This window comes from Rubripirellula lacrimiformis (assembly GCF_007741535.1).
In the GTDB taxonomy this organism is placed as follows: Bacteria; Planctomycetota; Planctomycetia; order Pirellulales; family Pirellulaceae; genus Rubripirellula; species Rubripirellula lacrimiformis.
Genome location: NZ_CP036525.1, coordinates 901274 through 914717, shown reverse-complemented (window position 1 = coordinate 914717; position 13444 = coordinate 901274). Strand labels below are relative to the sequence as shown.

The window sequence follows — 13444 nt, the reverse complement described above, 5'->3', positions numbered from 1 at the left end:
CTTCGATCGAATTGCCAGCTGTTCGTCTCCATTTCTATCTGCCGAATTTCACTTAATCAGAAAAGCATGCTCATGCGTCGCCGCGTCGTCATCACCGGAATCGGCATGATCAACCCCATGGGCCACGACGCATCCACGGTGTGGTCGGGGCTCAAAGAGGGCAAAAGCGGCGTCGCCAAAACGACGCTGTTCGACGCCACCGGTTTCCCTACCAAGATCAGCGCCGAAGTCAAAAACTGGGACATCACCCAGTGTGGCGAACCGGCCGAATTGTGGGCTTCGCGTGGTCGCCACACCAAGTTTGCCGTCGGCGCAGCCAAACAAGCCATCGCAGACAGCGGTGTCCTGGATTCGATCCAAGATCGCGTCCGCTTTGGGATCTACCTTGGCAGCGGCGAAGGCAACCAGGACTTCGCCACCTTTAGCCAGATGATGGCAGCAGCGCTGAAGGACGGCGATTACGACGCATCGAAGTTCATCGGCGCAGGACTGAGACTGCTGAATCCTGAAAAGGAACTTGAACAAGAACCCAACATGCCGGCTGCCCACTTGGCCGCGATGTTCAATGCCCAGGGCCCCAACCTGAACTGTCTGACCGCCTGTGCCGCGTCCAGCCAAGCGGTTGGCGAAGCGACCGAGATCATCCGTCGCGGCGATGCCGATGTGATGCTAGCCGGTGGCACCCACAGCATGATTCACCCCTTCGGCGTGACGGGATTCAACCTGTTGACCGCCCTGTCGGAAAACAATGACGACCCGACCAAAGCCAGCCGCCCCTTTGATCGCCTTCGCGATGGATTTGTGCTCGGCGAAGGATCCGCGATGGTCATCCTAGAAGAACTCGACGCCGCCAAGGCGCGCGGGGCAACCATCTATGGCGAAGTCGCCGGTTACGGCACCACCGCCGATGCGTACCGCATCACCGACATCCCGCCAGACGGCCACGGCGGGATCGCCGCGATGCGTATGGCGATCAAAGACGCGGGACTGAACCCGTCGCAGATCGACTACGTCAACGCCCACGGGACCAGCACGACGGTCAACGACAAAGTCGAAACGTTGGCCTGCAAGGAAGTTTTTGGCGAAGACGCTGCCAAGACTCCTGTCAGCAGTACGAAAAGCATGATGGGACACCTGATCGCAGCGGCCGGAGTGACCGAAATGATCGTTTGCCTGATGGCGATGCGAGACTCGGTCCTGCCACCCACGATCAATTACGAAAACCCCGACCCGCTTTGCGACCTGGACTATGTCCCCAACGTCGCTCGCGAAGCATCGATCAAGTACGCACTCAACAACAGCTTTGGGTTCGGCGGGCAAAACGTGACGCTGTGCCTAAGCCGCTTTGAAGGCTAACCCACGCCCCCCCTTAACTATCCGGCGATCAGTGATGCACCAGTACAGTGATGCCGAACTAGCAGCGTTTCTGGACGAGGCGTTGCCAGCCGGGGTGTCGTCCCAACTGGAACATGATCTGCGCAGCAGCGCAGAACTCCGCAACCGCCTGATCGAGGTCCGTGGACGAGAGACCGCGGGTCTGCATTCGATCGGTGGCATCTGGCGCCGTGGCCGACTCTCGTGCCCCACCAGATCCGAAATGGGCGACTACCTGCTGGGCACTCTGGATCCCGAACCGGCCGACTACATCCGGTTCCATATTGAAACCGTGGGTTGCCGATATTGCCAAGCGAACCTGGCCGATATGCAGGCCGCCGCCAAGCCGGACGATCAGCCCACCCGCCGACGAACCCGCTACTTTGAAACCAGCGCTGGCTATCTGAAAGGTAAACAGAGCTAGGATCGCTGGAACCAACACGGGCGTCGTGGATTTTGCAAATCCCACCGCAGGTGAAGGTATCTTGGCATCGTCACGTGGGACGACCAATCCCCGATTCATCATCTACTAGGGCAGACAGCGAATGTCGACGATACGTTTCCAGCATCTCGGGCTGATTGCGATAGGCGTACTGCTGACCACATCGATTGACGCCCAAGAATCCAAACAGCGGACCTCAGCGCCGGCCAATCGGGTCCACTGCCCCAGCACCCCCGCCGAACTGAAACAACTGCTGACGGCTGGCAATGCGGCATTCCCGCTGCTGAGCGCCCATCGCGGCGGCCCCACCGGCCAGGACGCCGAGAACTCGCTGACGACTTTCCAGCGTGCCACCGAAGTGGGGTTCCTGTTGATCGAAGTCGACCCGCGGCTGACCGCCGATGGCGTTCCAGTTCTGCTGCATGATTCGACCCTGGATCGCACCACGACCGGGACCGGAAAACTTTCCGAGCATCGTTGGGCCGATCTGTCATCGATTCGTTTGCGAGACATGAATGCGGCACCAACCGACCAATCGATCCCCACTCTGCGTCAAGCGATCCAGTGGGCCCAAGGACGCTGCGTACTGGTCCTGGATTCGAAAGACGCGTCGGTTGCTGAACGCGTTCAAATGATCACCGAATTGAAAGCCGAAGCGTCCACGATGATGCTGACCTATTCGATCAAAGACGCCGCCGAGTGCTATCGATTGAACCCGGACATCATGATGGAAGTCGGCATCACCAACCGCAAACAGCTGGACCAATTCGATCGCTGTGGTGTGCCCTGGTCGAACATCGTCGCCTTTGTCGGACACAAGAAACCGGCCGATCGACAGTTGCTGGAGATGATCCACCAGCGAGGTGCCTGTTGCATGGCCGGAACGTCACGCAACTTAGACAAGTTGTTGCACCCGAGTGCCGACGAATCCGACACTTCGACGGCGGATCTAAAATCCAAGTACCAACAGCTGATCGAAATGGGCGTCGACATTATCGAAACAGATCGTCCACACGACGTCTGGGCTTTGATCGCCGAGTCAACCAACTGACTGGCGTCCTGACGCTGCACCGGCATCCACCCCAATCAGCAGGCCGGATCTCAGTAGGCCGGATCAAGGAGCGAAGCGACGCAGATCCGGCAATCCAGCACCCCTAATCGGCGCTGCGTATGCACCATCAACGCCAGGCCCGATAAGCACGCGGTGAAACGAACCACACCCGATGACGCAGCGTGAATCGTCGTTTAACCGCGTGGGCATCGCCCCGCGCGCCGGCGCATCAACGCCAGGCCCGATAAGCACGCGGTGAAACGAACCATACCGGGTGACGCAACGTGAATCGTCGTTTAACCGCGTGGGCAACGCCCCGCGCGCCTCATCATCAACGCCAGGCCCGATAAGCACGCGGTGAAACGAACCAAACCGGATGACGCAACGTGAATCGTCGTTTAACCGCGTGGGCAACGCCCCGCGCGCCGCACCATCAACGCCAGGCCCGATAAGCACGCGGTGAAACGAACCACACCCGATGACGCAGCGTGAATCGTCGTTTAACCGCGTGGGCATCGCCCCGCGCGCCGCATCATCAACGCCAGGCCCGATAAGCACGCGGTGAAACGAACCACACCCGATGACGCAACGTGAATCGTCGTTTAACCGCGTGGGCAACGCCCCGCGCGCCAGCCCTTCAACGCCTGGCCCGATAAGCACGCAGTGAAACGAACCACACCCGATGACGCAACGTGAATCGTCGTTTCACCGCGTGGGCAACGCCCCGCGCGCCAGCCCAACAACGCGCGGCCCGATGGGCACGCGGTTAAACGAACCACACCGAATGACGCAACGTGAATCGTCGTTTAACCGCGTGGGCATCGCCCCGCGCGCCAGCCCAACAACGCGCGGCCCGGTGGGCACGCGGTTAAACGAACCAAACCCGGATGACGCAACGCGAATCGTCGTTTAACCGCGTGGGCAACGCCCCGCGCGCCGCACCAACAACGCGCGGCCCGATGGGCACGCGGTTAAACGAACCACACCCGATGACGCAACGCGAATCGTCGTTTAACCGCGTGGGCATCGCCCCGCGCGCCAGCCCAACAACGCGCGGCCCGGTGGGCACGCGGTTAAACGAACCAAACCCGGATGACGCAACGCGAATCGTCGTTTAACCGCGTGGGCAACGCCCCGCGCGCCAGCCCATCAACGCGCGGCCCGTTGGGCACGCGGTTAAACGAGATATACCGGATGACGCAACTCGAATCTTCGTTTAACCGCGTGGGCAACGCCCCGCGCGCCAGCCCATCAACGCGCGGCCCGATGGGCACCCGGTGAAACGAAAGGTGTAGGCCGGATCAAGGAGCGGAGCGACGCGGATCCGGCAATCCAGCCCCCCGATCTCCCCACAAAACAACCCGGGAACAGGCACACCGCTTGGTCCGCTCCACAGCATTGGATTTTGGTCAGCCGAGATCCATCCCCACGCCAGACGTCCAACAGCTACCGTTTCGGATCGGCACCGACCGCCACCAAGTCTGTGGATTCCGCCGCGCCGCGATCGGCGATCGACGGCTCCGCTGTTCCGGCCGGCAAATTGACCAACAAACGCATCATTTCCTCGGCTGCACCGCTTGCCACCGTGCGGATCGTCTCCCGGTCGGTCTCGTCGCCGAATTCGTAAGTGATTGCGGTCACCCCCAGGGTTCGGGCCACATAAGCTTTGCTGGTCGATCGCTGCAGATTGTGATTTGCTTTGCGGTTGACTTCGTAAGCCGGGAATCGACCTTGGATCGCTCCCAACCATTGATCGGTAAACCCCTGGGGGAACAGATTGGCTTTGGGCGGCGTGGTGTAAAAGACGTCGTCGAACGTGCTGTGAAAATCGATGAACAAACACAGTCGGCCATCGTCTGTTTTCCGGCACGCCAACAGCTGATTGACCACGGCCTTGGTTTCCGGTTGGCTGAAATGAGCCCAGTCTCGATTCAGGTCCACGCCGTTCGCGTTGCATCGCCAATGCCCTTGGGCGACACCGTCCGGGTTCACCATTGGAACCACGGCGGCACAGTATCGCGAACGGAACTGTTCACTTAGCGGACTCGCATCGGCAATCGTTTCGACAAAGTGCATCATGCCAATCGCTCCCGAAACCTCCGGTGGATGCTGTCTGGCAACGATGAACACATAGTCGGGCCGATCCGCGTCGGTGATGTCCAATCGATGCAGCGGCCGACCTTGGACGGATTGACCGATGACCGATCGATTGACGTACGGCAGCGACTCCAGAGTGTCGGTCCAACGCTGCAACACTTCACCGCCGATCAGTTCTTGGCCCGCAATCCAGATTGGCTTGCCGTCCAATGGGATGGACAGTTCCACTTCGCTGCCCAAGGGATGACGCTTGGTGACCCACTGAGGCGTCGCCATCCAAGTCTTTCCGTCGCGACTGACCTTGGGATCATAGCGATGGGATCCGCCGACATAGTTCAACCGCACGCATACATCGCGTGGTTGGGTTGAATCGATTCGGAATGCATACCAGGCACTGTCGTTGATTTGGTCGCGTTCGGGATGGATCGTGATCGCGAACTCACTTGCGCTGACCTGTTGGCAACCGTTCATTCGCCCGCCCGCAAATTCGCTGGTGATCTGAACGTCACCGTCGACCGATGCGAACGTGATCGCGTGCGACTTCGACGTCTGCTTTGCGATCGTGGATGGGTTGGCCCGGTTTTGTTTCGAAGGCTCTGCCGACGCATTGCCGAAGCCAGCGATCCAAGCCATCAAGAATGCTGCGGCGAACCAAGGCGCACGCAGCAACGACCAATCTTTGGTGGGCAAGAACATCGGGAACGTTCCGTCGGAAGGGGTGGGACCCTCGACGACAAACGATCCAGCGCGAGCTGTAAAAAAAGGCGGGGTGACTCGCGTTTGGCCTTCGCAGGCCAGGTTCGTTGCAGAGGAAGGCGTGGGTGGGAAGGAAGCAGTCGCAGGTGGGCAGGTGCAATCTAGCGGAGCCCTAGAATTCACAGCAAGACGAAACCGCTGTGCCCATCGCCCCCTTGATCACACGGCAAAACTCTCGGTCACACGATCGCCCACCGCTTCCATTCTACCCCACGGCGGGGGATGACGCCGGAGTGAACCACCTTTTTCGCTAGCATCCAACGAGCCCGGGCGGCCATTAGGCAGCCTGATACAGCATTTTTTCCAGGCGATCCAGAGTGGTGACCATCTGATTCCACTCCGCAACCACTTCGATCGTGGGCATATCGACCGCATCGGGTCGATCGTAACCACGTTCGCTGACAGTGACTTTGCGGGATAGGACGGCAAAACCCTCGACAACCGCTCGCTCGCTCTTGTTAGCGGGAGTCTGATCCAGATCTTCTTCCATGGGCAATACTTGTTGCATCGCTTGATGCACGGCCCACAGGGCAGCTTTGCGGCTTGATTCGGCTTGAACGATTGTGCGGAGCGTGCCTGATTGAACGTAGAACTTGGCCATGATGGTATCCGTGGATGGAGGTTTTCAGCGTAGAGTTTGGGAGCCACCCCGGTCAGCGGGATGCTGATTGCCGGGGCTACTTCATACTTCGTCCCAGTGAGTGACACGTTTGGTCACCTGCCGAATCCGGGCACCTTTGGCTGGGTCGGCACCGCACCGTCGGATTGGTAGCTTGTCACAAACATTTCGATCCTGATGACCGTCACCGCACCCTCCCAAATCGTCACCGATCCACCGGATAGGCCCGCGACATGAAACTAGTTCACCACGGCGCCTACGATGGGGTAACCGGATCCTGCCACCAACTGTTCTGGGAAAAGGGGCAAAGCATCCTGGTCGACTGCGGCATCTTCCAGGGCGACGACGCCAAACAGCATCCCAATCCCGAGATCCATTTTTCGATCGCCGGGATCTTGGCGATGCTGCTAACGCACGTGCACATCGACCACGTGGGGCGATTGCCCTATCTGATCGCAGCCGGCTTTGACCAGCCGATCTATTGCAGCGAGCCGACCGCCAAACTGCTGCCGCTGGTGATGGAAGACTCGCTGAAGATCGGCTTCACGCGGTCGCGCAACTTGATCAAGAAATTCCAAAGCCATGTCGGTCGATTGCTGCGTCCGACCCCGTACCATCAATGGTTGGACATCGGCAGCCATGTCAAAATCCGTTTGCTGCCGGCCGGTCACGTTCTGGGTTCGACGATCTTCGAAGTGGAACTGCCGGATGGAAAACGCGTGGTGTTCTCCGGCGACCTTGGCAGCGGCAACGATCCCCTGCTGAAACAGCCCGCCAGCCCCGAACGCGCCGACATGCTGGTGATGGAAAGCACCTACGGCGATCGCCTGCATCCGTCTAGCCAGGATCGCAAAGCGACGCTCGAAAAGATCCTGCGACACACTCTGCAAGACAAAGGCATCACCATCATCCCAGCGTTCAGTCTGGGACGGACTCAATCGATTCTGTACGAGATGAATGCGATCTTCGAACACGTTCAAGCAACCGAAGGCCGGTCGTTGATGAAGCAGGTGGACGTGATCGTGGACTCTCCGCTAGCGTCTCGTTTCACCAGCCTGTACCACAGCATGCAAAAGTACTGGGGGATCGAAGCACAGCGGTTGCTAGAGACCGACGACCAACCGCTGGTCTTCGAAAACCTAACCACCGTTGGCAACCACCGCGAACACCGCGACATTGTCAACTATCTGGCGGATCGCAAACTGCCGGCGATCGTGATCGCCGGCAGCGGAATGTGCACCGGTGGCCGGGTCGTCAACTACCTGAAGCGATTCTTAGGCAGCCCCACGACGGACATCGTTTTTGTTGGTTACCAAGCTGGTGGAACGCCTGGAAATTTCATCCGCCGCGGCAGTGAATGGGTATTCCTGGACGGACGCCGCTATGATGTGGAAGCCAAGATCCACCAAATCCACGGCTACTCGGCTCACGGCGACCAAGCCGACTTGGTCCGTTTCGTCGAAACGATGCCTTCCGCGCCTCAGCAAATTCGATTGGTTCATGGCGACTATCAGCCCAAGCAGGTATTGTCCGAAATCTTGACGCAGCGTGGATTTACCGTCGTTTAGTCAATCGGCATCGCCTGTTTGCCAATCACAGCACCACCCTGCCCTTCTCTCCCCTTCTCTCCCAGCGAAAGCTGAACGCCGGCATCATTCGAACCACTGTTTTGAAGACGGCATTTGACCACTGGCGATCGAACATCATGGACCAATACGAACCAACCGATATAGAGTCGTTAGACATTGTGATCATCGGCGCCGGCTTGGCGGGACTCAGTTGCGGTGTCGTGTTGGGCGAAGCTGGACGTCACGTCACGATCTTGGAAGCGACCGATCGAATCGGTGGTCGTTTGCGATCGGATGTCGTCGATGGGTTCACACTGGACCATGGTTTCCAAGTGTTGTTGACCGCCTATCCGGCCTGCCAGCGGATGCTGGACTACGACGCCCTCCGTCTGCGGCGATTCGAACCCGGTGCATTGATTCGTCATGGCGGACGATTCCATCCGCTTAGCGATCCATGGCGGCGTCCCATGCAATCCATTGCGACGGCGATGAACCCCGTCGGCAGCATCCTGGACAAACTTCGTATCGCCAAGGTGCGAACCCAGGCGTGCAGCGGCACGCTGGAGGACCTGTACCAGCGCAACGATCAGCCGACGATCGATTACCTGCGACAAGCCGGATTTTCCGAGTCGATGATCGATCAGTTCTTTCGGCCATTCATCGGCGGCGTGTTCCTAGACGAATCACTCAGCGAATCCAGCCGCCTGTTCGAATTCGTGTTCCGCATGTTTTCCAGCGGCGACGTTGCCGTTCCCGCCGATGGGATGGCGGCAATCCCTCGTCAACTGGCCGATCGACTGCCGCGTGGAAGCATGCGGGCAAACACCAGTGTCACGCAGATCGACGGCAACCTGATCCGGCTCAGTGATCGCACAACGATTCGAGCCAATCAGATCATCGTCGCGACCGAAAGCACCGCTGCGGCACGGTTGATCGGTTCCGATCAGATCGATACCCCATGGAATCATACAACCAATCTTTATTACGCCGCCGATCAGTCGCCAGAGAAACGTCGCATGCTGATGCTGCGAGGCGATGAGACGGGACCGATCCAAACCGCCACGGTGATCAGCGACGTCGCCAAAGAGTACAGCCCGGCTGGCAAATCCCTGATCTCGATCAGCCTGGGCACCTCGGATACCGACGTCGATCGCACCGACCTGGATGCGGTGGACGCGGCCGTGCGGTCGCAATTGCGAGGTTGGTTCGGCAGCGAAGTCGATCGCTGGCAACGCATCGCGGTGTACCAGGTTCCCTACGCCCTTCCCAATCGTCAGCTAGATCCCGTCGTGCGATCGGTTCAAGCCACAGACTACGGCGGACCAGATGGTATCTGGGTATGCGGCGATCACTGCGAAACCCCTAGCATCCAGGGTGCCATCCACAGCGGCATCCGAGTCGCAGAATCGATCCTAGAGAACCGGTCCTAGAGAACCGGCGTTAGCAGAGAACGCTGTGCAGCGTCGCGCACGCGGAAGTCACCAAGACATTGTCGATTGAATCGAACATTCAACGGCAATGGTGAGCCGCTGGCCGTGAGGCCACGGGCATGGGGGGGGGGAGATCCCCGGCCGCTTACGCGATCGCGGCTGACTCAATCGACAAACTCCGGGCGAGTTTCGCTCGCTTTTGACGTGATTCACATGGTCCTTAGTTACTGAAACTGCCGCCGAAGTTATAGGATGCGGTGATCGGGATGATGCCGTAGATCCCTTCGGTAAAGACTTGACGCACAAAGTTATCGAACAGCCGAATCGGCGTGCTTGGCAGAATGATCACGTCGCCATCGCGAACCCAAATTTCGTCGCGCGGGTGCGCTTCGCGGCCCAGCACGGCCCCACGCAAATCCAGAACCGTCGACGTCAATTCCCAGCTATCACCCCGTCGAAAAACAACGACCTGACGCATGTTCGCGCCTGTGCGATGACCGCCGGCCATGGCGATTGCCCCCAACACGGTGGTTGGTGTGTTGTCCATCTCGAAACGACCTGGCTGACCGACTTCCCCCAGAACGAACACATTGTGGGGAGCCTGTGACAACAGCGAAGGTTCGACCTCTAGCCCACCGACCGCTGCGTCGTACCGCAGATTGATTTCCTGTTTCAATTCATCCAATGTCAGACCTTGCGATTGGACACTGCCGATCTTGGGCAGGCGAATTTCACCGGCTGGCGTGATCGTCTGTTGGATCTGCTGAGGATCAAATCCACCGGCACCGCTGATCGCTTCGCGGACCTGGCGGGCTGCGGAACCGGTGTTGACCGGCGTGACATCGATCGAAGGCGTCGGATAGAACTCGGTGTATTTCTTTTCCAACAATTCACGCAGTTGATCCACCGACTGTCCTGCCGCATGGACCTGTCCGATCAAACGCAACGTAATCGTTCCGTCGGGCTGAATCTTCAACCCGCGTTCCAGTGTCCCACGGGTCAGATCATCGTCCGCCTCCGATTCAATCAACAGTTCATCGCCGACGACCAATCGATAGGCACCTTCGCTGGTCAGCGCAGTGACCATGAATGTCAATTGAATCGAATCGCCGGTTCGAAGTCGGTATTCGGGAATCCGATGCATCCGTGACGGGCCGGCATACTCGCCCGGTCCATGAACGTCGAATGGTGAATCGTAGGGGCATTGCCAGCACTGCGATCCGGTCGGACACGGCCCAACCCCCAACACCATGCCGACGCCGCCCAACATGGTATCGGGCCTCCGATCGGTGCACTGCAAACACTGGCCACAACTGCAGGCACTCGATCCATGGGACACCAGACTTGCCGATACATCAGCCCGGTCGGCCGCCGCGTATGCGCCGGCCAACGACGGGACCGCCGCCGAAGCATTCAACGACGAAGTTGCGGATCCCAAATCGGCTGACAAAGCGGACCCAACAGGCAGCACCGGTGTGCTCGCCGACGATTCCCCATCGCTGGAAAGCGAATTTGGTCGTGTCGCTTTCTGTGGTGCCGGCGGAACGAATTCATCCCCTGCCGCTCGGGCATCCAGCACACCTGCATTGAAAATCAGGCAAGCCAACAACAGACTCTGTCGCAGGGAAAGGGGCATTTTCACCATGGCTGTCTCTCGTTTTACAAGGCACGTTCAAGCGGGCCGTCAGGAAAGGATGGTCGAAATCGATCGCCGGTGGAAAGGGGTTACTTTCGGCGTCCGAACGAGAAGATCGAACGAGCGGTGACTCGATCATCTTTCGTTGCGGCAGGATCGCTATCGGATGCTGACGATGGATCGGCGTCCTTCAAATCAGCGGCCTGTTGATTCGCTGCCGATGAACGCTGCGAGATGGTTTGGATCGCCGCGGGCGACGGATGGTAGCTGGCTGCAAAGGCCTCGGGACGCAGCGTCTTGACCGCAATGCCGCTGGGCAAATCAGGATCATTCAATGCTGCCACGCATTGGCGAGCCGTATCGGCGTCACCCATCCGACGTGACGCCTCTAGCAACCCCTGATAGGCCGATCGCGAAGGACGTAGACGAACACTTTCGCGCAGCGACCAAGCAGCCTGTGCCCCCAGCCCCTGTTCAAGATATGTTTTCCCCAGTTCGCGATAGCCAACCGCACTGCCGGGAGAAACTTCAATCGCCGAACGTTGCAGCGTGATGGCAACCGCACCGGCGTGCGAATCCCCCGACTCGGCAACGTTCTTTTCGACGATCCCCAACATGATCAACGCATCACAGGCCTCGACGGATTCACCCGCCGCGGAAACCAGATGTTCCCGCGCTACATCCAAATAGGCTTCGGTCGCCCGAATCGACGAAATGCGGCTGACGTCTTGCTGCTTCAGTACCGTGGTTGCGTGCACAGCAACCATTCGCTGCATCGAGCGCGAATCCACCGAACCGAACCGACCACAGAAATCCGCCGATTCGCGAATCGCATCCAATGCGGTTTGAAGATGCTTGGCATGCAGGTTCCCACCTTCGCGTGCGTCGTGCATGTTGACCGTATGCCGAAGCGCCTCGGTCGCGTGCTTGCGAGCCGAATGGGTGGCACCGCGTTGCAAACTTTGCTTGGCGTCCTGCAGTGCAATGTGAGCCATTTCACGAAGCCGATTGGCATCGCCCAGTGCCGAAGCCCCAGCGGAATGCATCCCGAAAGATTGTCCCGGAACCACCGGCGACGGAAATCGAACGTCCGTGGATAGGGCGGATCGTTCCGAAATCAATTCGGAATGGGCCAGCACCGAAACCCCCGTACGCCTAGCCAACGGCAGTGCGGTCGCGGTATCGCTGGTCCGATCCAGTGCCGGAATCGCCGTCGGTGGCATGACCATCATGGCAACATCGTTGTCCACCGGCGCGGCCGACGATTGGGATGCGATCGACGCGGTGCCGTCGTCCTGCGATGTGATCTGCGGCACCGACTCTCTGTCAACCTGCGCTGGCAGGGGCGAATCAGTGTTTGGCTGGCCCGTCATTGCTTGGCCCGTCATTGCTTGGACCGTGTTCGCTTGGTCCGCAATTGCCTTCTGGACAGCCGGCGGATTTGAAACGGCATAGGACGGCCTGCGCCCGTTCATGACTGGCCGATTATTCGTGACTGGCCGATTCGTCACTGGCTCGCGCGCCGCAGCCTGTTTCGCAGCAGCCTGTTTCGCAGCGGCCTGTTTCGCCGTTGGCTGATCCACCACTGGCGGTTTCGCAGTTGGGGCCGGTTCGGCGAGGCCAGAGTCCAACATCTGAAATGTTTGGCGCGCGAATTGGTAATCCAGTTCTGCTTCGCGTGCGATTTCGGCTGCCGCATCAGTAGCCGGACGTGGTGGTTCCGGACGTGGTGGTTTCGGGCGTGGTGGTTCCGGACGGGCGGGCAATGGGAATGGGTTCGACGCGTTCGATCCGTTCGTAGCAGCGACCTTGGCAGCGACCGGCTTCACGATCAACCGCTGCAACACGAATCCGGACCCAGAAGATTGCTGCGCGACGACGCGTTTCCCAGCCTCTTCGGAAGCCGCCTGGGCATTGGCGACACTTGTCTCGGCCAGGGAAGTCAACGCGTCCTTGGATTCTTTGACGCCCAATCGATTGACCACTGGGGTGGCATCCGGATCATCAGGCGAACGGAATTTTGCATCATCCGGTTGGGGAATCTGCGGTTTGGATTGCTTCAGAATTTCAGCGATGCTGGACGGCATCGGCGCAGCCGGTTCGCGGGCAACGGTTGCACGCTGCACCACTGGGTGAGTCGTTCCACTCGGGCCATGCGCCAATAGGCTGGCAAGCGTGCTGGGTTGTGCGTGGGACGCCCAATCGCTGGTGACGCCTGCCTGGGATCGCTGGATCGAATCCGCACCATCCGCCAAAACGTGATGTGACGAGCAACAGATCATTGCTGCGATCGCTATACGTTTGGCTCGACGCATGCTGCGATTCGGTTCATCCATGACACAAGCATCCCAATTCAGATCGATGCCTCGATGGATCACATCCTTATGATCCGCCTAGAAGCACGTAGAATTGGCATCGACGCGTCAGCCCCCAACCGGTGACTGATTGTCATTCACCCGATCGGTGAAATC

The 13444-nt window shown here is 59.2% G+C and carries 9 protein-coding genes; 5 read left to right on the top strand and 4 right to left on the bottom strand.

Translation table 11 applies throughout. From position 1 onward, the window contains the following. Nucleotides 1-66: 66 nt before the first annotated feature. The 3 genes from K227x_RS03210 (at nt 67) to K227x_RS03200 (ending at nt 2867) form a co-directional block, all read left to right on the top strand. Entirely contained in the window at nt 67-1356 is a 1290-nt protein-coding gene (locus tag K227x_RS03210) for a beta-ketoacyl-[acyl-carrier-protein] synthase family protein (protein ID WP_145168047.1), read from the top strand. Nucleotides 1357-1390: 34 nt separating this feature from the next. Then, nucleotides 1391-1798: a hypothetical protein gene (locus tag K227x_RS03205; protein WP_145168046.1), complete on the top strand. Its 408-nt coding sequence runs from the start codon at nt 1391-1393 to the stop codon at nt 1796-1798. A 121-nt stretch (nt 1799-1919) separates the two neighbouring features. Beyond that, a complete protein-coding gene (locus tag K227x_RS03200; protein ID WP_145168045.1) occupies nt 1920-2867 on the top strand; it encodes a glycerophosphodiester phosphodiesterase family protein in 948 nt (315 codons plus the stop codon). A gap of 1446 nt (nt 2868-4313) precedes the next feature. Here the strand turns inward: K227x_RS03200 and K227x_RS03195 are convergent. Beyond that, nucleotides 4314-5660 (bottom strand): M14 family metallopeptidase, encoded by a 1347-nt coding sequence (locus K227x_RS03195; RefSeq protein WP_246146466.1) that lies wholly within the window; start codon nt 5658-5660, stop codon nt 4314-4316. A gap of 337 nt (nt 5661-5997) precedes the next feature. Continuing rightward, nucleotides 5998-6321, bottom strand: coding sequence for a hypothetical protein (locus tag K227x_RS03190; protein ID WP_145168044.1), 324 nt, complete (start codon nt 6319-6321; stop codon nt 5998-6000). A gap of 251 nt (nt 6322-6572) precedes the next feature. Here K227x_RS03190 and K227x_RS03185 point away from each other — a divergent pair, with 251 nt between their 5' ends. Both K227x_RS03185 and K227x_RS03180 read left to right on the top strand, forming a co-directional pair. Then, the gene (locus tag K227x_RS03185; protein WP_145168043.1) at nt 6573-7907 is read left to right on the top strand and encodes an MBL fold metallo-hydrolase; all 1335 of its coding nucleotides are present in this window, start codon (nt 6573-6575) and stop codon (nt 7905-7907) included. Between the two features lie 137 nt (nt 7908-8044). Then, nucleotides 8045-9337 (top strand): NAD(P)/FAD-dependent oxidoreductase, encoded by a 1293-nt coding sequence (locus K227x_RS03180; RefSeq protein ID WP_145168042.1) that lies wholly within the window; start codon nt 8045-8047, stop codon nt 9335-9337. Between the two features lie 220 nt (nt 9338-9557). On the opposite strand, the gene K227x_RS03175 is transcribed toward K227x_RS03180, so the two are convergent. Beyond that, entirely contained in the window at nt 9558-10982 is a 1425-nt protein-coding gene (locus K227x_RS03175) for a polysaccharide biosynthesis/export family protein (RefSeq protein ID WP_145168041.1), read from the bottom strand. An 80-nt stretch (nt 10983-11062) separates the two neighbouring features. Further along, nucleotides 11063-13309, bottom strand: a complete 2247-nt coding sequence (locus K227x_RS03170; protein WP_145168040.1) for a tetratricopeptide repeat protein — start codon at nt 13307-13309, stop codon at nt 11063-11065. Nucleotides 13310-13444 lie beyond the last annotated feature (135 nt).